Below are 22,639 nucleotides of genomic sequence, written 5' to 3'. Positions count from 1 at the left end.
GTATCCCTCCCATCACATCACGATTTTTCCGTCCTCAATGCGGACAATACGGTCAGCCATCTGCGCGATCTCTGCATTGTGAGTGATCATAACCATGGTCTGGCGGTACTGTTCGCTTGTCACCTTCAGGATGCCAAGCACGTCCTGGCTGGTCCTGGAGTCAAGGTTTCCGGTGGGTTCATCTGCCAGGATCACGGAGGGCTTGATCGCCATGGCTCTTGCAATGGAGACCCGCTGCTGCTGCCCGCCGGAGAGCTGTCCCGGCAGGCTGTCACACTTTTTCTCCAGCCCCAGAATATCAATGATATCCCGGATATACTTTTTATCCACTCTCTTGTTATCCAGCTTCAGGGGCAGAATGATATTCTCCCACACATTCAGCATGGGGATCAGATTAAACTGCTGGAAGACAAATCCTATCTTTCTTCTGCGGAAAATGGTCAGCTCATCGTCACTGAGCAGCTCCAGTTGTTTTCCGTCCATGACCACGCTTCCGCTTGTGGGCACATCCAGACCGCCCAGCAGATTCAGAAGTGTGGATTTTCCGCTGCCGGAGGTCCCGACGATAGCCAGAAATTCTCCTTTTTCAACTGACAGGTTCACACCGTCCAGTGCTGCCACCTCCGACTCCCCGCTGCCGTATACTTTTCTTAAATTTTTTGCCTGTAAAATCACCATATTGTTCTCCCTCCGATAGTTTTCCCGTACAACGAAAAATAGCCTGTATCATTACAATACAGACTATACCATAAGAATATTTCCAGCCGGTGTCAGAAATATATCAGTTCTGACACATTATCCCCTGTGCAAAAATACAGAAAATGTAGAACCTTTGCCGGGTTCTGAGGAAACTTTGATATATCCCTTTTCTCTTTTGATCACTTCTCTGGCAAAATAAAGCCCAATCCCCACGCCCGGCTGTCCGGACACTGCTCTGGAACGGTAAAAACGTGTAAAGACGGATGCCTGTTCCTGCTCCGCGATCCCGATTCCCGTATCCGCCACATCCAGCCGAAGAAACATGGGATATTGGAGGACGCGCACCGATACACTGCCGCCCTTTGGCGTATACTTTACCGCATTGTCTATGATATTTCCCACAGCCTCTATGGTCCACTTCAGGTCAAACACTGCCTCTTCCGTGGAATCCTCAATCGTAAGGGTGACTCCTTTTTGCCGTGCCTTTTTGGAAAACTGTCTGTCTGCGGCAGACAAAACCTCCCGGATACAGCATTTTCGTGGTTCCAGTTCCAGGATACCGTTTTCCAGGCGCGATAATTTCACCAGGGACTCGATCAGGAAATCCAGCTTGTCCACCTGCTCTATGACAGCGTCAATCTCCTCTGCAAAATCTTCATGAACAGAGAGGTCTCCGGCTTTCCACTTTTCCTGCTGTTCTTTTAACAGCTCCCCATAAATTTTTATATTTGCAATAGGTGTGACGGTCTGATGGGATATGTCAGAGATCAGGGACTGTATCCGCTCCTTCTGCGCGGCAAGAGAAACGGAGGATAACCAGCTGTCATTTAGAAAACGCCACATGGCGCTCTCCAGCTCTGACATTTTCGTATCCTCCAGCTTTCCCTCCGAAAAGGTTCCTGCTGCCGCATCCTCCAACATTTCCTGCAGACGTTTCAGCAGTTTTTTCTCCCGTGCCCTGCACGCTGCAAGGACGAGAGCAAGCGCTGCCAGAAGACAGAGGATGATGCACACACAGATTCCTGTGCTCATAGTTGTATTCATGCTCTTTTACCCTTTTCCTGCCGCTCCCACACATAGCCGATACCATAGACTGTCCTGATATAAGCGTTTTCATGCTCTGCTTCCCGCAGTTTTCCCCGCAGCCGTTTGATCACCACCGTGAGGGCGTGTTCCTCCACATACTCTGAATCACCGGACCATATTTCATCTGTCAGTGTCTCCCTGGACAGTACCACACCGGGATTTTCCACCAGTTTTCTTAAAAGCCTCTGTTCCGTTCGGCTCAGCTCCACAGAGGTGCCGTCCACACGGAAATCCATCTTTCGGAAGTCAAAGGCATAATGCTCTGTCTGATAGGTCTCCGGGTTTTCCGTCTCTGTCTCCCTCAACTGTACTTCTATCCTTGCGCGGAGCACCATCAGGCTGAATGGTTTTGTGATATAGTCATTGGCGCCCAGCTTCAGGCCTGTGACAATATCCATCTCCATATTATTTGCTGAGATCAGGATGACCGGCACCTGGCTTTTTTGCCGAATCTCCACCAGCCAATCCAGCCCGTTACCGTCAGGCAGGTTAATATCCAGCAGGATCAAATCTATCTTCTCTTTATCAACTGCAGTTCTTCCCGCCTGGACAGAATCACACTGCAGGCAATGGTACTCCTGTCCTTTCAGCGCCAGGCGAATGCCGTTATTCAGTTTCAGATCATCTTCCACGATCAATATATTCTTTTTTGTTTCCATACCCTGTCTGTTCCTTTTACTTGTTCTCATCGTCTGCCGCTGCTATCACATATCTGTTTCTGCCCTGTCTTTTTGCCTTATATAACGCAAAGTCCGCTTTCTTGTAAAGTGTCTCAAAATCCGTTTCCTTACCCACTGCCAGGACCACGCCGATGCTGGCAGTGATGCTGACACCTCCCTCTGTCCTGTTTCTGAGTGCCCGTATCAGTTCCCCGGCATGCTCTTTTGCCATCTCTGCACCGGTGACGGACAAAAACGCAATAAATTCATCTCCTCCGATGCGGCCCACGACAGCATCCTTCCCGAACTGTCCTGCAAGAGTCCCGGAAAATTCCACAAGCACTTTATCTCCCGCCGCATGCCCCAGTCGGTCATTGACCTCTTTGAAATAGTCAATATCCAGGATAAAAAAGGCAAACAATTGATCCGGCCCCTGTTCCAGCATCCTGCGCACATGCTCCTGCGTAGCCACTTTGTTGTACAGGCCCGTCAGGGAATCCTTCTGCATCTGTTCCATCATGTACAGCTCATGCCGCTTCTGCTCATCAATATTCTGGCGGTACACCAGCATCCGCACAGAGTTATCTTCCTGCCAGCGGAAAATGTGGGCAGTGATGCGCATCCAGTAATACGTCTCTCCGTCTGTGGTGATCATGAAGTCATACTGCAGATTGTCTCTTCCGTTCTCAAAGGCTTCCAGCACGTTGTCCGGATGGAAGGTACGGATATATCCCTCCCGGTATTCCTCCTTGATCTGCTTTTGGGCAATGATGCCCAGGGCCTTATCAAAGGGTATGTCCGGCGGTGCCCCCAGACTTTCAAAATATGCGGAGGTAGCTTCACTGGCTGCCTGGTTATGGGTAATGTCAAACTCATAGATATTCTCGTAAAGCTGTTCCGTAGCCTCCTTAAACACTGCCTGGTGCACCTTCTCCGCCTTCACAGTCAGCTCTATGATTTTCTTATTATACCTGCGTATAACGGAGGTGATCGTTATAAGGACAAGTAAGATGGTTATTACCACGATCGTCATTTCCCTTAAAAGCTGCAGCGACAGTCTCTCATTAAGCTTCGTTGTATCATGGTCTATGATCAGGTACCAGCCCAGATTTTCAATAAAACGGCTGACAACATACCCGCTGCTTTTCTTTGATGAATACCACAGATTCTGGGTTCCTTCACGGCTGCCCAGAATGGTGTCCTTAAGCTTGGCAAAGGCACATCCCTCGAACAGATTGCTGTCCCCCTGAAACCTGGTATAAGTACCGGAAATCTCAACATTCCCCTCCTCATCCACCAGATAGGCATTGACACCAAAATCATTCTCATACCCCTGAAGCAGAGCCTGGAGCGAATCCACGCGGAAGCCCACGCCTACCACTCCCATTACGTCTCCGTCCCCGTCTGTGATGCGGCAGTTGATGAAGACCGTAACCTCATTACCGGCTCCCTCTACCTGGTCATTATCGATCTGTATCCCATAATCGGTGTCCTGTTCCAGGAAACTGTAGAACCATACATTTTCCGGATCTCCTTCCTGGAGGACCCGGTCCAGCCCGTTATAATAATAGTAATTTTTTGTTTTCACGGAAGCCAGGAACACAGAGTCATATCCATACTTATCCCTGTAAGTGTTCAGATAATCCCGCATGGTGTCAATGAAATCCCGGTCTCCCAAATGCTCTTCTTCCCCTTCCAGAAAATCCTTCAGCAGGCTGTCATTAGCCATGGTCAGTGAAATATTGATAGGCTTTGTAAAAATGGTGTCTATCTGATGGTAGATACCTTCAGATGTCAGTCTCGATACACTTTCAATATCCTTTCGGAAAATTCCCTGATTGGATTTGTAGCTGATAGCTGATGTCACCACAAAACCTATGACAATAACAATACAAACAAGAAAATTAGTCCGCAGCAGTACATTTTTCTTCATATAGATATCCCCTTGGCCGTTTTCTGTATCTACGTTCCATTATATCTTTGTTCTTTCATAATGGAAAGCGCTTTTTTCAGGAAAGCCATTTTTCCAGTACCAACTGCAGTTGTTCCATATCCAGGGGCTTTGCCAGATGCCCGTTCATTCCGGCTTCCCTGGTTTTCTGACGGTCATCGGCAAAGGCATTGGCAGTCATGGCGATGATCGGCATTGCCCCCACATCCTGCCGCGGAAGCCCACGAATCTTCACAGCCGCCGTACATCCATCCATGACCGGCATCTGCATATCCATGAAGATCAGGTCATAGAAGCCTTCCTCTGACTGACGCACCTTCTCAACAGCAGCTCTTCCGTTTTCTGCGGTATCCACGAAAGCGCCTGCGTCTGTGAGGATCTCTGCTACGATCTCCCGGTTCAGTTCATTATCCTCCGCAAGAAGCACATTTTTCCCTTTATAGGAACCGCGGATCACCGGCCCGGAATCCGCCTCCTGACAGTTCCCGTCCGCAAACTGCTTGAGCTTGTAGATCAGCCTGGAACAGAACAGGGGTTTTGTGATGAAGCCATTGGCCCCCGCCTCTTTCGCCTCATCCATCTGTTCTGACAGGTCGTAGGCAGAGATCATGATGATCGGAAGCTGCCGGCCGGCCTGCCTGCGGATTTTCCGGGTAGTCTCTATGCCGTCCATGTCAGGCATTTTGTAATCTATGATCACGGCAAAGTAGTCTTCTCCTGACTTCCCTGCCTGTTCTATCTTCTCAAGCGCCTCCCTGCCCTTTAAAGCCCAGTCTGTCTTCAGCCCGAACTCAGCCAGACGCTCGCAGGTATTTCTGCAGATAAACTCATCATCGTCCACGATCAGCACGGACAGTCCTTCCAGCACACGCTCATCCGTCTGCTCTTCCTGGATCTGCAGACAGACAGATACTGCAAATCTGCTGCCTTTCCCATATGTACTTTCCACATGGATGGTACCGCCCATGAGTTCCGCGATGCTCTTACAGATGGACAGCCCCAGACCGGTCCCCTGGATGGACTGGATTTTTTCATCATCCGCCCGCTCAAAGGGCTCGAAGATTCGATATAAAAATTCAGGCTTCATCCCAATTCCCGTGTCTGACACCACAAATTCATAGAAAGCCATATTCTTCTTATCCGAAAGCGTTTCTCTGATCTCCATATATACGCTGCCACGGGGCGGCGTGTATTTGACCGCATTGGACAGAAGATTCAGAACGAGCTGCTGCAGACGCTGCATATCACTGACCACGATCTCATGGGTAAGGTTATTGACATATGTTTTGAAGATAAGGTCTTTGCTGTGGATCTGCGGCTGCACCATAGTCACCACACCGTGCACCAGCTCAGCCAGATTGACTTCCTCCTCCGCAAGCACAATGCGTCCGCTCTCGATTTTGGACATATCGAGCACTTCGTTGATGAGGCTTAACAGCAGCTTAGAGGAGACTGTGATCTTCCCAAGGCAGTCCCGAATCCGCTCCGGGTCATGGATATGGGATCCGGCGATGGTTGTCATGCCAAGAATGGCATTCATAGGCGTACGGATATCGTGGCTCATTCTTGAAAGGAAGTCAGACTTTGCCATATTTGCCTTCTCAGCCTCCTCTAAAGCGTTTTGAAGGGCCACGGTCTGTTCCGTCAGTTTTTTCTGCATTTCCCTCAGCTCCGTAATGTCCGTCACATCTATAAAGATGACCAGATAGACAGGACAGCCCTTCTGCCAGCCCACACAGGCAGCATTTACCTGCAGCCAGAGCTTCTGCCCCTCCCTGTTTTTTACATACATGGTAAAATGCAGAGGCTTTCCGGCCAGAATGTTTTCTCTCTGCCCCCAGATAGCTTCCTTATTGTCCCTTATATTCCTCTGATATACACTGTTTTCCCCGCGTTCCGCTTCACTGCCGAAATATTCTGCGAAGCGGGAATTAGATTCCAGAAGGATCATGTTGAGTTCCTGATCGATCCTGTATTTCGCCACAAAACCGGGAAGGTTATCGTATGTGACGGACTGCTCCTTCTGCATCTGGATCATGTCATCAATATTGGTTATCACTGTGTATCCCACCTGATATCCGTCCACATACTCATCCGCGAACCGGACAGAGAACTGTACCCAGATATGCTCCCCGCTCTTTCTCCTCATCCTGGTTGCCAGTTTATATCCCTTTTCTCCCCGTCTTAAAGTCTCCATGACTACTCCTGTGATCCGGTCCCACTCTTCCCGGTCTGTTTCATAATACAGATCCGGCCTGTTGTGGAATACCTTCTCATATTCTTCCTTTGGCCATCCGATCATCTGGTAATAAAAATCATTTGCCCAGATGAGCGTAAAATGTTCATCCAGCAGATGCTTGCTCACACTCACCTCCAATAGCTGCATCAGTGTACTGTATTCATAATCCGCTGCTGTCTGACGTTCTATCTGCTTATAGTCTTTTTCCATATTTTCCGACATATACCTTATCCCTTCACACCTTAAGATCTCTTTACATGTGACACCTGTTTCCTGTCATCCATGTTCATGTATACCTTGTTCACGTTAACCTTATTATAGTTCACAGGAATAAAATACGCAACATTTTATGGAATTTCGTCTGTGGTGATGGTAGAATAGAGAAAAAGCCAAAGAAAAGAGGGGAATGAAACTTGTACAATGGGCAGAGTTTTTCTGATTTGATCTATCAATTCTATTCCATGCGCATACAATTCGGGTATTATACAGAGGGTGACACTCTGCCTCCCATTGAAACACTCAGCCGGGATTTCCGTGTCTCAACCTTAACCGTCAAGACAGCGCTGAAACAGCTTCGGGATGAGGGATATATCATAACCTGCGGAGGAAAAGCCACAAAAGTAAATACGTCGCATGCAGACCCTGCTTCTGCCGTCCGGTTTCTCTCTGCACGTATGGACCGTTTTGCTGACTTTTATCCGGCAAATGAAATGATTTTCTCTTCTCTGCTCACGGAAAGCTTTCGGCTTATGGAAGAGAAGGATTTTACCTGCCTTCTGGAATTGGCAGATCGGCTGGCAGCGGATGATTTAATGAGATTCTATTCATTCGCCCTTCAAAAGCTGAACAATTCCCTGGTCATGAACCTTTTATGGGAGTCCTCCCTTTACCAGGGCCTGCCTTTTCTGAAGGCAAAAAGATCTTCTGAACTATATGATTTAAATAAAATACGCAGAAGCCTGAAGAACCTCATCCGCTCCGGTAAAGAAAAGGATTTTCAAGCCGTTCACAGCGGTTTCCTGAATTTTCAGAGAACGAACAGGAAACATCTGGTTCAATTTTATGCCGAACAGACAGTCCCGGTACCAAAAGAAGAACAGACACCTTTCGTCTGGCACATATACCGGGAACGCCCGGAAATCTGCTACAGTCTGGCGTCACATATCCTGCACCAGATCTATCTCGGTCATTACCACGAGACACACTTTCTGCCTTCTTATGAAAAAATGGCAGAACTTTACGGTGTATCTGTCAGCACTGCCCGCCGGACGATCCGACTGCTCTGCCAGTTAGGCGCCGCGCAGTCTATCAACGGAAAAGGCACCCGCATTTTTTCCATGGAGGAGAGCTGGCTTCCCATGGACTGCGGCATCCCTTCCATCCGCCGCAGCCTCGCCTTTTTCATCCAGGCCCTTGAGCTGGTTAAGTATACCTGCCGGGATGTATCACAGACGTTTCTGAAAAAACTTACCAGGCAGAGTAAAAATGCACTTCTCCAGGTTTTGGAGCATGACCTTACTTTTGACCGCAGTGAGCTTACTCTTCTGCATATCGTTAAATATATTGCAGAATACCATCCATGCGCGGGGATAAGAGAAATTTATTTTAAACTATTTGAACTGATGCTCTGGGGATATCCCATAATGACCGGGTTAAAAGAGAGTGATTCACAAAGAAAATGTGTGGAATACGCAGAAATGATCATCCACACGCTGAAGACAAATGATTTTCTCTCATGTGCGGATGCGATTGGACAACTGGCTGTGTGGAAATTTTCCGCTGCGGATGACGCGCTTTGCAGATGCGGATTTGATTTTGAAGCCTTTCGCCTGCTGCCTTCCATACAGCTTATGTAGCCGCTATACCCAAAAAAGAGAGAGAACCAAAGAAACCATCTTTCGGTTCTCTCTCTTTTTTAAGAGGGGTGTGCGTTAAAATACCGCCTGCACGAAAAACATGTACAATACAGTTCCCGCGCTGATACTCAGAAGCATATTTTTCTTCCACCTGTGTACTGCGGTGATAAACAGGATGGCCAGGATTTCCGGAATCCCGTGGCTGCCTGTACCCACAAAGTCTTTCAGGCTGTAGGCAACCAGAAGACCGATAACGGCATAGGGAAAAACCGTTCCCAGATATGTAATAAACTGCGGTGGGTTTTTGCTGTCGGGAAATACCACAAAGGGCAGAAACCTGGTCAGCATCGTCCCCAATGCAACCGCTAAGATCGTGATAATACTCTGCATAACTGTCATTGCTCCACCTCCGGAATCATACTGCCTCTCAGAGCAGTAAAACACAATACGATCAGTACCATAGCCGGCAGCATAAAGTTCTGGCTGCCAAAGATAAACAGGCAGAGAAAAGAACCGCCAAGCCCCACAAGCGCCGGCAGATGTCCCTTCTTATCCTCCCACTGATTCAGGAACATGACCCAGAAAAGCGCGGTCATAATAAACTCAATCCCTTTTGTGTCAAAGTGTATCACATATCCCAGAAGCGCTCCCAGCGTTGCCCCTGAAACCCAGTAAAGCTGCCCCAGCCAGGTGACAAACAGCATAAACCAGCCTTTGTCCACATCCTCAGGGGGATTGACCGTACAATTGATGGAAAACACTTCATCACACATTCCGAAGATCAGAAACACTTTCTTCCATCCGCAGTTTTTATACCTTTTCAGCATAGGAATCCCGTAGAAGAGATAGCGGGCATTCACCATAAGCGCAAGCAAAAACGCAGAGAACGGATGAAACGCCGACAGCAGCAGATCCACTGTCACAAACTCCATAGACCCCGCATAGATAAACAGGCTCATACACATTGGATAGACAAAAGAAAAACCCTTGCTCCGCATGAGAAATCCATAGGACATTCCCAGAAAGAGAAATGCAACACAGATGGGAAGTGTGTATGGCAGCGCAGCACGAAACGCCTTTTTTTTCATAACACAGCCGCTCCTTTTCAACTTGATTTTATTGCTCTTATTTCATATAATGGATAAGAGAATAATTGACATTCGTCAGATTTACCGAACATTTCGTTATATATATCTTACGACCGTTCGATATATCTGTCAAGCAGGAAAGGAATATTTATGGAATTAGGTAAAATAATTGCTGTAAATTTGAAAGAACTCAGAAGAGAACGCAACCTGACACTGGGACAGTTGTCCAAAATGTCCGGCATCAGCAAAGCAATGCTTTCAGATATTGAAAAAGGGGACAGCAATCCAACCATTAACACCATATGGAAAATTGCAGGCGGCCTCAACGTGCCGTATACGAAACTGATCGACGGAATTGAAAAGGAAACCACGGTTGTCCGCCGTTCAGAGGCCACTATGCAGACCGGCGAAACAGACGGCTACCGGGTATACTGCTATTTCAGAAGTACACCGGTGAGAAATTTTGAGCTGTTCTATGTTGAACTGGATGGAGGCTGCGCCAACACTTCCATCGGACATACGGACAAGGCCCAGGAGTATGTTTATATCATTTCAGGCGAACTGGTGATTCATACAGAAATTATGGATTATACGCTGCATGAGGGGGAGGCCTTTGTCTTTGACTCTTCCATCAGCCACACGTATATCAATCAGCAGGAAATGCAGGTGACGTTTATGGTTGTTAATTATTATCCTCATTAAAGGATACCTCATAATTTCCGCCCGACCGTTCCGATACCCAGGCTTCCCGACATGCCCCCCCTGCGCTGCCCGTTTCAGACATCATCTGTCGTTTTTAATAACAGCCGCCGGGTTTCATAAAAAGACTGCTCCTCCAAGCGCTTTAAGTATATTATAGCCTGATTTCAAATTGAAATCAACGCTATGCAGAATATATAAGGACCCGCAAAAGCACAGTAATCCTGCACTTTTGCGGGTCCTATTTTCTCCTAAAAACTTACTTACCCGATAAACATAGCATCTCCAAACGAAAAGAACCGATACCTCTCCTTCACCGCTTCCTCATAAGCCTTCATAATATTCTCTTTCCCCGCCAAAGCCGAGACGAGCATCAGCAGTGTAGATTCCGGCAGATGGAAATTGGTGATCAGTCCGTCAATGATCTTAAACTGATACCCCGGATAGATAAAGATCTCTGTCCATCCGCTTTTTGCCTGAAGGTTTCCGTTCTCATCCGCAGCGGATTCCAGGGTTCTGCAGCTTGTAGTTCCCACGGAAATGATCCTGCCGCCGTTTTTCCTGGTTTCATTGATCAGTTCTGCCTGGTCTTCCTCCACCACATAGAATTCCGAATGCATATGATGCTTCTCCACATCATCTACTTTTACCGGGCGGAAAGTCCCAAGCCCTACATGCAGTGTGACATGGGCAATATTGACGCCCATCTGCCGTATCTCCTCAAGCAGCTCCTCCGTAAAATGAAGGCCTGCGGTAGGCGCTGCGGCACTCCCTTCCTTCTTCGCGTAAACGGTCTGGTATCTGTTTTTATCCTCCAGCTTGTGGGTGATATACGGGGGAAGAGGCATCTCACCCAGCTTATCCAGGATTTCCTCAAAAATCCCTTCATAACTGAATTTGATCAGACGGTTTCCCTCCTCCACCACATCAATGACTTCCCCTGTGAGAAGTCCGTCACCGAAACGGATAACCGTGCCCGGTTTTGCCTTTTTTCCGGGCTTTACCAGTGTCTCCCACACATTGTCGCCTTTTCTTTTCAGAAGCAGTATCTCAATCCCTGCATCGGTTCCCACCTTGCTTCCGTACAGACGGGCGGGAATGACCTTCGTGTCATTGATGACAAGGCAGTCTCCCGGGTTCAGGTACCTGGTGATATGTTTAAAATCCGTATGCTCGATCTCTCCTGTTTCCCGGTCCAGATGCAGCAGCCTGGAAGCGGAACGGTCGGCAAGAGGGTCCTGCGCGATCAGTTCCTCCGGCAGATCATAATAAAAATCTGATGTCTTCATTTTTTCTCCTTTATCCCTGTCAGCCAAATACAACATCCTCTTCCAAAAGCTCTGCCCTTCCGTCTGCGACCTCCACAATATTTACGCCGCAGTTTGGCGGAACACAGCCATGCCAAAAATTTCTGATCTCCGCATCCGGATAGACATTCTGTAAAAGTGCCCGCACGGCGCATCCGTGGGACGCAATGAGCAGTGTTTTATCCTGCAGTTTTTCCCTGCATATAAGCTCCTGGAAAAAGTCCTTTGTCCTTGTGCAGATTTCCCTGATACTCTCCCCACCCTTCGGAGGCTCATACACCTCTGTATGGTGGAAAAAATTATCCAGCATATGGGCAGGCAAAAGGGCGGAATCCCGCCCTTCCCATTCGCCGAAGGAGATTTCCCGGAGACGTTCATCGTCGTATATGGGGATATTCCTTCCGGCCAGTATCAGTTCTGCAGTCATTTTAGCCCGTTTTAACGGGCTGGTAAAGCAGAGGTCAAAGGGAATTTCTTTTAAAGCCTCCCCTGTCCGCTTTGCCAGAGTAATGCCGTTTTCATTCAAATCCGTGTCAGAGGCCCCCTGAAGCCTTCTCTGGACATTCCAGGAGGTTTCCCCGTGACGGATAATATAAAGCTTCATATTACCTGCTCTCCTAAAATTTCTGCAAACCGCGCTTTGTCTTATTTACGCAGTTCTATTCCAAGGCCCTCAAGCCCGTTTAAGATTTTCTTCATGGCTGCTGTGATCTCAGCCTCCTCCAGTGTCTTATCTTTTGCACGGAAGGTTACAGAGTATGCCAGTGACTTGAATCCGTCTTTGATCTGGCTTCCCTCATAGATATCGAAGAGTTTGTAACTCTCCAGAATCTTGCCGCCGCGCTGTACAAGTACATGCTCAATCTCTCCTGCCAGTACGTGTTTCGGCACTACCATACTGATATCGCGGCTCACTGCAGGGAATTTGGCGATTCCTTCGTATTTCCTGTCAAAAGTTGCGAACTCCAGAATAGCCGGAATCTCCAGCACTGCAACATAAGCTCTCTCGCCAATGCCGTAGGTGTCCGCTACAGCCGGGTGTACCTCACCCAGATAGCCAATCACGGTTCCCTTGTAGATGATGTCAGCCTGGCGTCCGGGATGCAGGAACGGTTTGCCTGATTTCGGGTCATATTCCTCTTTCTCATGCATTCCGATCTTATCCAGGAATTCCTCCACAACACCTTTCATGGCAAAGAAGTCACCGGCACCGTACATGCCGAGAGTGAACATCATTCTCTCCTCCGGCAGATCCTTAAGGGGCAGTTCCTTCGGCAGATATACATTGCCCAACTCATAGAGACGCACATCTTTATTTCTTCTCTTATAGTTTGTTCCCAGGGACTGGAGCATACCGTTCAGCGGTGTGGTTCTCATAATGCTGAAATCTTCGCCTAAAGGATTGGAAATGGTGATCACTTTACGAAGCTCATCCTCTGCCGGGATCAGCAGCTTGTCAAATACCTTGGGGCTTTCAAAGGAATAGCAGTATCCCTGTGAAAATCCGTTGCACTCTGCCATATCTCTCGCAACCTGCTCAATACGCAGCTTAAACGGCAGTTTGCCCGTGGTAGCTTCTCCCTTAGGAAGTGTGGTAGGAATATTGTCGTATCCGTAGAAACGTGCCACTTCCTCCGCAATGTCCGCGGTACGGAAAATATCCGCGCGGAAAGTAGGCGCTACGATCTCATTTGTCTTCTCGTCATATGCCAGCTCCACTTTTGCAAGATAGGAGAGCATTTCCTCCCTGGAAAGTTCTGTACCCAGCAGATCGTTTATTTTCTCCGGCTCAAATGCAACACGGACCGGCTCTTTCACTTTTGCATACACATCAACCATTCCGCCCACAACTTCACCGCAGCCAAACTCTTCAATCAACTGGCAGGCTCTGTCAATGGCTGCCTGCGCATTGTTGGGATCAAGGCCCTTCTCGAATTTGCCGGAGGCATCTGTCCTGAGTCCTACTTTCTTGCTGGAAAGGCGGATATTTACACCGTCAAAGCAGGCAGCCTCAAATAATACCGTACTTACGCTGTCTGTGATCATGGAGTTCTCTCCTCCCATGACACCTGCTATTCCCACCGGCTTTCTGCCGTCGCAGATCATCAGCACGGAATCATCCAGAATACGTTCCTGTCCGTCCAGTGTCACAAACTTCTCATCCTTAGAAGCGCGGCGCACAATGATCTCCTGTCCCTCAATCGTATCCATATCGTAGGCGTGCATGGGCTGTCCGTATTCTTCCATCACATAGTTGGTGATATCCACCAGATTGTTGATCGGACGGATACCGTTTGCCGCCAGGCAGCGCTGCATCCATTTTGGTGAAGGGCCGATCTTAACATTCTTTACCACCCTTGCGCAGTAACGCGGGCACAGATCCTTATCTTCCACGGTCACCTTGATGTAATCATGGGCGTCCTCCTGATTTCCTTTTACTTCCACAGCCGGAGGAATGAATTTCTTATTGAAAGTTGCTGCCGCCTCCCTTGCAATACCGATCACACTGTAACAGTCCACACGGTTTGAAGTGATCTCATATTCAAATACCACGTCATCCAAACCCAGCGCGTGAATAGCACTCTCACCGACCACAGCGTCCTCCGGGAAAATGTAAATACCGTATTCCGGAGCTTCCGGATAAAATTCCCTGGTGGAACCCAGCTCCTCAATGGAGCACATCATGCCGCAGGACTCAATGCCGCGCAGTTTCCCTTTTTTGATCAAAACACCGCCCGGTGTCTTTTTGCCGTCGTGACCGCCTGCAACACGGCCTCCGTCCAGAACGACAGGAACCTTGTCACCCTCTTTTACATTCGGCGCACCGGTCACGATCTGAACCGTCTCTGTTCCCACATTGACCTGGCAGATGATCAGCTTGTCCGCGTCCGGATGGCGTTCGATCTTCTCAATCTGTCCGATGACAATTTTATCCAAATCCGCATCCAGCTTCTCAAAGCCTTCCACTTTGGTTCCGGATAATGTCATTGCATCTGTATATTCCTGTGCCGTAACGTCCAAATCCGGCACATACATTTTAATCCATGATAAAGATGTATTCATTGTTGTTCTCCTCTATAATTATTATTCTGCCTCAGGATCTCCTGATCATTTTCTTCTCCGCGATCAGAACTGTTTCAGGAATCTGGTGTCGTTTTCGTACAGAAGTCTCATATCATCAATCTCATATTTCAGCAGTGCAATACGCTCCAGTCCCACACCAAAGGCGAAGCCTGTGTATTCTTCCGGGTCAATGCCGCACATTTCAAGAACATGAGGATGTACCATGCCGCAGCCCAGAATCTCGATCCAGCCGGAGCCTTTACAGAAACGGCAGCCTTTGCCTCCGCATTTGAAGCAGGAGACATCCACCTCTGCGCTCGGCTCTGTGAACGGGAAATGATGGGGACGGAATTTTGTCTTTGTCTCCGGTCCGAACAGCTCTTTTGCAAATTCTTCCAGCGTTCCTTTTAAGTCTGCAAAGGTAATGTGTTTGTCAATGACAAGTCCTTCAATCTGGTGGAAGGAAGGAGAATGGGTTGCATCCACCTCGTCGGAACGGAACACGCGTCCCGGTGCGATCATACGGATGGGCAGTTTTCCCTTTTCCATGGTACGCGCCTGTACCGGGGAAGTCTGGGAACGCAGGCAGATCTTATCATCAATGAAGAAGGTATCCTGTTCATCTCTTGCAGGATGTCCCTCCGGAATGTTCAGTTTTGTGAAGTTGTAGTCCATATACTCCACTTCCGGGCCTTCCACCACTTCATAGCCCATACCGATGAAGATACGCTCCACTTCCTCCAGCGCTATGGTGTTGGGATGTCTGTGGCCGATTTCCATTTTCTTAGCCGGAAGAGTAACATCGATCACTTCTGCTTTCAGTTTTTCTTCCATAACGGCTGCTTCCAGCTTTACTTTTGTGTCTTCCAGATGCTTTTCAATCTGGGCACGTGTCTCATTTACCCACTGTCCGACCTTTGGCCTGTCCTCAGCAGCTACCTCTTTCATACCCTTTAAAACTGCTGTCAGCTCTCCTTTTTTTCCAAGGAAAGCAACACGTACATCGTTTAATTTGTCCAGGGAATCCGACTCCTGGATGCGCTTTGCAGCTTCTTCCTGAATCCGCTGTAATTTTTCTTTCATGGTTATCTCCTTATGATTTTATTTCTGACAATAAAAAAAGACCCCGCCCGAAAGGGACGAAGCCTGTAAAGTCCGTGGTACCACCCTTGTTCCCATCTGTCAAAATTACAGTGGGCACTCATATCTGTTTAACGCACAGTGACGGCATTTCCTACTGCTGCTTCAGAAATGCGGCTCCGGTGGGAATCTCAATGGTTATCTGAACTGAGAGGAGCTTGCAGCCGGTGACTCCTCATCTCTGACAGAAGATAAACATCTACTGACACCTTCACAGCCTTTTTCATGTATTGTCTGTAAACCATTTTAGCCATTAATCTGCAATCTGTCAAGAAGGTTTGTCAGCTTTTCTGTCTTTTTCTTCCGATTTCTTTACAGAATCCTCTGTTTCTCCCTCTTCTTCCTCGTCATCCCTTCCTATTAACTGCTGATATTCCCTTTTAAGGGTTTCCGTTGCCACCTGATGCACCCATTTGAATTTTTCCTCAAAATAGCAGTTGATCTGTGCGCCGATCATCATGATATTCATACAGAAGTACATCCACAAAAGGATCAGTATGATGGTGGTCATGCTTCCGTACATGTTCGACGTTCCCTCATAATAATCAAAATAAAGGGAAAATCCGAAGGAAAATGCAGACCAGCTCACTGCCGTAAACACCGCCCCGGGCATCTGGCTTCGGAAGGTAGCCTTCCTGTTTGGCACAAATTTATACAGAAAAAGGAACACCACACACAGGGCCAGCAGGGTGATGGTCACTCGCATGCTGATGATCATGGACACCAGCTTGTCGAGAAACGGCAGGTGCTTGCTCAGCTCCCTCTGCAGACTGTTGCCGAAGACCTGAAGGATCAGCGTCAGTATAATGGCAATGACAAAGACAAGGGTGTAAAATACAGACCGTATTCTTGTCACAATATAATTCCTGGTCTCTTTTACCTGATAAATACAGTTGAATCCATTGGTAAGCGACTGGATTCCTTTGCCTGCGGACCACAGGGCAATGACACCGGAGAGAGGGACAACAGTCAGGGATTTCTCATACACTTCATTGACTATGCCCTGGATAAAGTTCTCAAAGCTCTCGGGGCAGATCTGCATTACCGCATTGATCACTTCCTGTCTGTTAAGGGGCGTATACCGCACAGAAGTCATGAGAAGGAGCATAAATGGGATAAAGGAAAGTATGATAAAATAAGCAGCCTGTGCAGAGTAGGCTGACACGTGGTTCTTATTCATATTTTCCATAAATCCGGTGACTGTGCGCACCACACTTTTTAGTATCTTCATTTTATCTGCACCCGCATGTAAATTCTGCATTATTTTCCCATTATAGCATGTGCCCCTTCGGATGACAAGTTTCACAGAATGCTGCTGATGTCAGCCAGCTCAACATCCTGGTAAAAGTATGCAAGTATCTCCCGGTAACCCATTCCCGCTTCTGCCATTCCTTTTGCACCGTTCTGACTCAGGCCTACGCCGTGACCGTAACCGCCGCCCTTTATCACATAACCTGTGAGGACATTATTTTCATCCCTCTGTTCCTCCAGTGTAAAATACGCGCTGGGAAGAAGATTGGAGCCCTTCACCACAGAGCCGTCCTGCCTTGTTATGGACAGTCCGTCCGGGGACAGCAGGGCACGTATATCGTACTCATTGCTGATATTGTAGACTCCCTGATCTGTGTCCAATGCCAGGCTCATGACAACACCGCTGTCTCCTGTCTTCTCCACATCAATCCCATGTATTTCCTTTACCCCCGCGTATTTTGTCTGTACGGCTTCCAGCAGGCGTTCCCGGGAAAAGGAGATGCTCCACTGATGCCACGGCTCCTGCGCATCATAACTGCAGTCCACGCTTTTTAGGTAGGAGGCAGGAGCGGAAACCTCCCACACCTCATCCGTGCTGGTTTTTCCGCTGGATGTGGAGAAATAATAGGCGGTGATCGGCTGACCATTGCTTTCCAGGATCTCTCCTTTTGTCTCATCCACAGCAGCATTGGCCTCGGCAGCCTCCCCGCCGTTTTGATAGACCTGATAGGCTACACTGTCATCCACCTGGGCCCCCAGATCCGACAGCGCGCTTTTCTGCATCTGCACACAGGCGTACGTTCTGGCGCAGACTGCCTGGGCTTTCAGAGCTTCCTTGTCGTAGGACGCCGGCATTTCACTGGGTACCACACCGTACAGATATTCCTCCAAAGGCAGAGTATTCACAAGGCGCAGACCTCCCTGCTCCTGATAGACCGTAAAATCGCCCCTGTAGGCAGGATTACCCTGCTGTCTTTCCACTGACAGCAGGGTTGCCCTGTTTTCCTCTCCGTCTGCCCGAAGCTCCAGCTTTCCATCCTTAAAAAGAGAACTGTCCGCGGTCAGCTCCAGGGTCTCACCGTCTGCATAATCCATTTCCTGGCTTCCCTGAAGATGATAACTGCCATGAAACTGCAGACTTACACTCTGGTGTGTATATCCCTTATATCCGTCTGTCATAAGCAGTACGGAAATCCTGGGTTCCTGTACAGCCGCCGCTGCCGATTCACTCTTTGGTGTTTCGGCAGGCTGACTGTCATCCTGCTCTGTATCATCAGCCTGAGGATCTGTGTCTGCAGTTTCTGCAGCACTCTCCTGTCCGTTTTCCTCTGCTTCTGCATGGTTCTGGGAGGATGCCGGCAGAGTCAGACCGGCGCTGGCCCGCTCATTTTCTTTTATCATATTTTCCTGCAGGCTCTGCGTCCGGTAACTTTCCTGTCTTCTCACTCCCGCTCTGTTTGCCTGCCATACAATCACGATTCCGATTACGGCAAGCAGTATGATCAGCATTTTCCATTTTAATTTCTGCTTCCAGTCCATATATTAATATATGAAAGAAGAAAAGATTTCATACCCTTTGGGCAATTTTCCGGCTTATCCCAGATACAGTTCCCTGTAATAATCCAGTTCTTCCCCTATGATCTCATCTAAGACTTTCATTCCCAGAAGCTCTACAGGTGCCTTGTCATCTGTCAGTATCCTGTCTTTTCCCTCATATCCGGTAAGTTCAGCCGATACGGTTTCCATCATGCCCTTTAGCTCTCCATCTGGAAGTTTTTCCGTGTTTTTCTTAAGCATTTCCGGAAGACCCGCCTCGTTGGAGGCAAAGACCTCCATATTGGTTCCGCCGTCCACAGGCACGGTGTACACATATTTGAACACAGAGGCTATGGTATCACAGAGATAGTCATTGATGGAATCCTCGGAGCTGGATTTCATATTCATATTGACCACCATCACCCCGTTCTTCTTCAGATGGCTTTCCACCTGGCTGAAAAATTCAACAGAGGACATCTGAAAAGGGATGGTGATATCCTGGTAGGCGTCCACCATGATCACATCATAGGCTTCCTCAGAGGCTGTCAGATAAGCTCTGCCATCCTCCACTGCCACTTCCACACTGTCAGGCAGCCCGAAATAGTCCGTGGCGATATCCGCTATCTTCTCATCAATCTCTGCCCCCTGGATTTTGGTTCCCGGAAAATACCGGTCACAGTAATCGGCAAAGGTACCGCTCCCAAGCCCCAGTATCATCACGTTGTTATCTTTTTTTGTGTGAATGCCTGCCATCACCGGGGCTGCCAGCGCATAGTCATAATACATGCCTGTCAGTTCCCGGTTCTTCGCCTTGATGGACTGCACGCCGAAAAGCACATTGGTGGACAGAATCGTCTGGTCTTCACTGTCTTTTACCTGCAGATAATTATAGATGGACTCATCCTCCAGTGTCACATCCTTCTCCCAGAAAGCGAAACTGAATCCCGGTGTCAGCGCTGCCAAAACGAGAAGCACGACAGCGGTTCCGATACAAAGTCCTCTTTTTCTTTTGACTGTCACAAAGTAAACCACCGCGATAGCTGCCAGAACCGCTGAAAATATCAGGAATGTGGCTGCAGTCCCCACTGCCGGAATGGTGACAAATGTAGGGAGAAAAGTACCGATAATACTGCCGATGGTGTTCAAAGCGCCCAGCTCTCCCACTGTCTTTCCGTTGTCATCCAGATTACTCACGGAAAACTTCACCAGAGACGGTGTCACGGTTCCCAGCAGTACACAGGGAAACGCGAAGATTGCCAGACAGGTAAAAAGCGCTGCCCAGACCAGAAAATTAGACTTTATAAAAACTGCCAAAAGCAGGGATATCCCCGCGATCAGATATCTGCCGGCAAACGGTATCAAAGCGATCCATATGGCAGCGATCAAAAGCCTCCGGTACAGCCTGTCCGGATCATGACGTTTGTCCGCAGAGCGTCCGCCCCACACATTTCCAATCGCCATTGCGATCATAATCACTCCGATGATAACGGTCCACACGATCTGGGAAGAACTGAAATAGGGCGCCATAAGCCTGCTTGCCCCCAGTTCCACAGCCATCACAGACATGCCGGAAAAAAACTCTGTTACATACAAGAAATATTTGTTTCTCAATAATCTGGACTCCATGTTTTGCCTCCTGTTGTCTCTTTTATTTTCCCCGCCTTCTTACGGGACAGAAAACGAGCTGCCCCAAGGCCGTCCGCACCGAAATCCGGCGCCGGCGTGCCTGCCTGCGGCAGCCCGTCTTCTTTTTTATGCCTACGCTTCAGTTACAAACTGATAAATTGTGGTCGTATCGTATTTCTCTCCGGCTTTCAGAACAGAGGACTGGAAATTAGCCTCATTGCAGGCATTGGGATAATACTGCGTCTCCATACAGAAGCCGGCACGCTTTGTATAGACACTGCCTCCCTTTCCGTTCTCGTTGTTGATGAAATTACCGATGTAGAACTGCATGCCGGGAAGATCTGTGAACACCTTCATGGTAATGCCTGTCTCATCACTGTGAGCAGCGGCTGCTTCTTTCACCTCGCCCTTCTCCCTGCAAAGTGCATAGTTATGGTCATAGCCGCCTCCGAAGATGAGCTGTTCATAGTCAGCCTCCACATCCTGTCCGATCTTCTTTGGAGAAGTAAAGTCCATGGGTGTGCCCTCCACCTTCAGGATCTCCCCTGTGGGAATAGCTTCGGAATCAGATACCGGAGTGAATTCCGGTGCATGGATCTGAACCACATGATTCAGCATGCTCTCCGCTCCGGCATTATGTCCTGCCAGGTTAAAGTAGGAATGGTTTGTCATGTTCACCACAGTATCCGCGTCTGCACTTCCCGTATAATGCATAACCAGCTCATTGTCATCTGTGAGCTTATAGGTTACATATCCGGTAAAGTTTCCGGGGAATCCCTGGTCACCGTCCGGGCTGAAGATACGGAAGGTTATGCTGTTCTCCTGCTCCTTTACTTCTTCCACATCCCATACGCGGGTACGGTAGAAATCCGGGCCGCTATGTAAATTATTTTTGTTGTCATTCTGAGCCAGCACATATTCTTTTCCGTTAATGGTGAATTTTGCTCCGCCGATACGGTTTCCGTTCCTGCCGATGGGGGAACCGAAATGAGGTTTATTCTCATAATACCCTTCCACGGTATCATAGCCAAGAACCACATCGGTCAGCTTTTTATTTTTATCCGGAACCATCACGCTGACCAGTATGGCACCGAAATCTGTAACAGATGCTGCCACACCATTTTCATTTTTCAGTTCATAGAGAAATACATCTTTTCCTTCAGGACTTTTTCCAAAGCTCTTTTTTGTCACTCCCATGTCTTCATCTCCTGTTTTTCATGATTTAATATCAATGAGTCCTGCCTGCCGGACTCCTGCGCCGAAGCGTGCGGTCATCTGCCTGCTGCGCCAACTGCGCATTCCCCTGAGGGTCCATGTTCCTATTGTTATAAACAAAAAGAGTCTGATTCTTCAGACTCTCGCATCAAATGCGGCGTTCCTGCTGCAAATGTCCACTATTCATATATATCAGCAAACCTGCTGTTATATTAATAATCCCAGGATGCCGTTTCCTACTTTCTGACTCCTAGCCTAAGCCAGGTGGGCAACCGCAACTGTTCTTCTGCCTTCCGCTGCGCAATGACGGCCTGACATCTGAACAGAAATATAGGAATCCCGTTTAAAGAAATGTAGGTTCAAAAACTGTAGGAGCATCGCACACCCCAGGATTACTTCGTATCTTTATTATACTCTAGTATATGAACTTTTTCAACAAAAATGCACACACTTAATAAATTTTTTCTTCAATATAAATATTACAGATAGAACGCACTTCTTCCATATCCGCCTTTGTCTTGGGATTCCCATAAGGAATGCGGTCTATATTCCGGTTCATGTAGTCCTGATTCTTAATGTAAAGGAAACTGGAAGGGAAGTTTAAGTCAAAGATAAAAGCCAGATAGGATATCCACATATCCATATGCGTGGTTCTCTCCCCCCGCCGGATACAGCGGTGTTCTCTTATGGCGTTCAAGATGTTTTCTGAGACAGGTTCAAGCCCTACCTGTTCTGCAGAAATGCCAAAGATGGCCTCAGCCTTCTCCGTATCCTTTACCCTGAAATTATCCAGTTTATCCGCATCCCTGATGATCCTGCAGTGCAGGAGTTCCCTTCCCTCTACTTCCTTTGGTATTTCATAGAGGGAATGACAGGCAATCGCTGTCCTGATGATAGGGTCATACCTGTCATCGCGGATAAACTGCCTGATCATGCCGTCCTCAAAGAGGACCTTTACGCCGAACTCGGCATGGTCAAACAAATTGTCGTCATAGCTGTGGAAGGTCTTCAACTGTTCAAACCGTCCGATATCGTGAAGCAGAGCTATGAGAAGAGCCAGTTCGTGGTCTTCCTTGGAAATCTTCTCTTCCCTGCAGATATAGTCCGCTGCATCCAGGACACAGAAGGTATGGACCTCCTTCAGCATGATCTTATCGTCGCTTCTGTCGTAATGATTGAGATATTGCCGGAAACTTTCTTTTGCATATTCCAAATCCATCATAT

At 48.2% G+C, this 22,639-nt stretch carries 18 protein-coding genes, 1 other RNA gene and 1 other annotated feature; of the genes, 2 read left to right on the top strand and 17 right to left on the bottom strand.

The features are described 5' to 3' along the window. Nucleotides 1-12: 12 nt before the first annotated feature. The 5 genes from V8Q34_RS02775 to V8Q34_RS02755 form a co-directional block, all read right to left on the bottom strand. The gene (locus tag V8Q34_RS02775; RefSeq protein WP_227210160.1) at nt 13-678 is read right to left on the bottom strand and encodes an ABC transporter ATP-binding protein; all 666 of its coding nucleotides are present in this window, start codon (nt 676-678) and stop codon (nt 13-15) included. A 117-nt stretch (nt 679-795) separates the two neighbouring features. Beyond that, nucleotides 796-1,743 (bottom strand): sensor histidine kinase, encoded by a 948-nt coding sequence (locus tag V8Q34_RS02770; protein WP_335834749.1) that lies wholly within the window; start codon nt 1,741-1,743, stop codon nt 796-798. Further along, nucleotides 1,740-2,444 carry a response regulator transcription factor gene (locus V8Q34_RS02765; RefSeq protein WP_054351239.1) on the bottom strand — a complete coding sequence of 235 codons (705 nt, stop codon included), beginning with the start codon at nt 2,442-2,444 and terminating at the stop codon, nt 1,740-1,742. Before V8Q34_RS02765 ends, V8Q34_RS02770 begins: the two co-directional genes overlap by 4 nt. Nucleotides 2,445-2,460: 16 nt before the next feature. After that, nucleotides 2,461-4,377 (bottom strand): sensor domain-containing diguanylate cyclase, encoded by a 1,917-nt coding sequence (locus tag V8Q34_RS02760; protein WP_033140369.1) that lies wholly within the window; start codon nt 4,375-4,377, stop codon nt 2,461-2,463. A gap of 76 nt (nt 4,378-4,453) precedes the next feature. After that, complete coding sequence (locus tag V8Q34_RS02755; RefSeq protein ID WP_148391496.1) at nt 4,454-6,856, bottom strand: response regulator; 2,403 nt, start codon at nt 6,854-6,856, stop codon at nt 4,454-4,456. Between the two features lie 191 nt (nt 6,857-7,047). On the opposite strand from V8Q34_RS02755, the gene V8Q34_RS02750 reads away from it, so the two are divergent. After that, the gene (locus V8Q34_RS02750) at nt 7,048-8,490 is read left to right on the top strand and encodes a GntR family transcriptional regulator (protein WP_335834748.1); all 1,443 of its coding nucleotides are present in this window, start codon (nt 7,048-7,050) and stop codon (nt 8,488-8,490) included. A gap of 75 nt (nt 8,491-8,565) precedes the next feature. Here the strand turns inward: V8Q34_RS02750 and V8Q34_RS02745 are convergent, their stop codons facing one another. Together V8Q34_RS02745 and V8Q34_RS02740 are read right to left on the bottom strand one after the other, a co-directional pair. After that, nucleotides 8,566-8,889: a branched-chain amino acid transporter permease gene (locus V8Q34_RS02745; protein WP_054351191.1), complete on the bottom strand. Its 324-nt coding sequence runs from the start codon at nt 8,887-8,889 to the stop codon at nt 8,566-8,568. After that, nucleotides 8,886-9,578, bottom strand: coding sequence for an AzlC family ABC transporter permease (locus tag V8Q34_RS02740; protein WP_033140372.1), 693 nt, complete (start codon nt 9,576-9,578; stop codon nt 8,886-8,888). The genes V8Q34_RS02745 and V8Q34_RS02740 overlap by 4 nt, the downstream gene beginning before the upstream one ends. 150 nt (nt 9,579-9,728) lie before the next feature. Between V8Q34_RS02740 and V8Q34_RS02735 the strand changes: the two genes are divergently transcribed. Then, nucleotides 9,729-10,280, top strand: coding sequence for a helix-turn-helix domain-containing protein (locus V8Q34_RS02735; protein WP_256138392.1), 552 nt, complete (start codon nt 9,729-9,731; stop codon nt 10,278-10,280). Nucleotides 10,281-10,540: 260 nt separating this feature from the next. Here the strand turns inward: V8Q34_RS02735 and queA are convergent, their stop codons facing one another. From queA to V8Q34_RS02685, 10 genes are all read right to left on the bottom strand, one after another. Further along, entirely contained in the window at nt 10,541-11,566 is a 1,026-nt protein-coding gene (gene queA, locus V8Q34_RS02730; RefSeq protein WP_148391498.1) for a tRNA preQ1(34) S-adenosylmethionine ribosyltransferase-isomerase QueA, read from the bottom strand. Between the two features lie 19 nt (nt 11,567-11,585). Then, nucleotides 11,586-12,188 carry a histidine phosphatase family protein gene (locus V8Q34_RS02725; RefSeq protein ID WP_033140385.1) on the bottom strand — a complete coding sequence of 201 codons (603 nt, stop codon included), beginning with the start codon at nt 12,186-12,188 and terminating at the stop codon, nt 11,586-11,588. A gap of 41 nt (nt 12,189-12,229) precedes the next feature. Continuing rightward, nucleotides 12,230-14,647 (bottom strand): phenylalanine--tRNA ligase subunit beta, encoded by a 2,418-nt coding sequence (gene pheT / locus V8Q34_RS02720; RefSeq protein WP_335834747.1) that lies wholly within the window; start codon nt 14,645-14,647, stop codon nt 12,230-12,232. A 63-nt stretch (nt 14,648-14,710) separates the two neighbouring features. Beyond that, nucleotides 14,711-15,730: a phenylalanine--tRNA ligase subunit alpha gene (gene pheS, locus V8Q34_RS02715; protein ID WP_033140387.1), complete on the bottom strand. Its 1,020-nt coding sequence runs from the start codon at nt 15,728-15,730 to the stop codon at nt 14,711-14,713. 49 nt (nt 15,731-15,779) lie between these two features. Next, nucleotides 15,780-16,011, bottom strand: a binding site (T-box leader). 44 nt (nt 16,012-16,055) lie between these two features. Then, nucleotides 16,056-17,018 (bottom strand): YihY/virulence factor BrkB family protein, encoded by a 963-nt coding sequence (locus tag V8Q34_RS02710; protein ID WP_335834746.1) that lies wholly within the window; start codon nt 17,016-17,018, stop codon nt 16,056-16,058. Between the two features lie 71 nt (nt 17,019-17,089). Next, entirely contained in the window at nt 17,090-18,547 is a 1,458-nt protein-coding gene (locus tag V8Q34_RS02705) for a SpoIID/LytB domain-containing protein (RefSeq protein WP_335834745.1), read from the bottom strand. Nucleotides 18,548-18,631: 84 nt separating this feature from the next. Continuing rightward, nucleotides 18,632-20,200 (bottom strand): spermidine synthase, encoded by a 1,569-nt coding sequence (locus tag V8Q34_RS02700; protein WP_033140388.1) that lies wholly within the window; start codon nt 20,198-20,200, stop codon nt 18,632-18,634. A 132-nt stretch (nt 20,201-20,332) separates the two neighbouring features. Continuing rightward, nucleotides 20,333-21,397, bottom strand: a complete 1,065-nt coding sequence (locus V8Q34_RS02695) for an aldose epimerase family protein (protein WP_148391502.1) — start codon at nt 21,395-21,397, stop codon at nt 20,333-20,335. Between the two features lie 232 nt (nt 21,398-21,629). Continuing rightward, a non-coding RNA gene (ssrS, locus tag V8Q34_RS02690) (6S RNA) lies at nt 21,630-21,811 on the bottom strand. Nucleotides 21,812-21,866: 55 nt separating this feature from the next. After that, on the bottom strand, nt 21,867-22,637 hold the full coding sequence (locus V8Q34_RS02685) for an HD domain-containing protein (RefSeq protein WP_148391503.1): 771 nt from the start codon (nt 22,635-22,637) through the stop codon (nt 21,867-21,869). Nucleotides 22,638-22,639: the final 2 nt, after the last annotated feature.

This window comes from Blautia sp. JLR.GB0024, from assembly GCF_037000545.1.
In the GTDB taxonomy this organism is placed as follows: Bacteria; Bacillota; Clostridia; order Lachnospirales; family Lachnospiraceae; genus Blautia; species Blautia celeris.
This window is presented reverse-complemented; position numbering and strand designations above follow the sequence as displayed.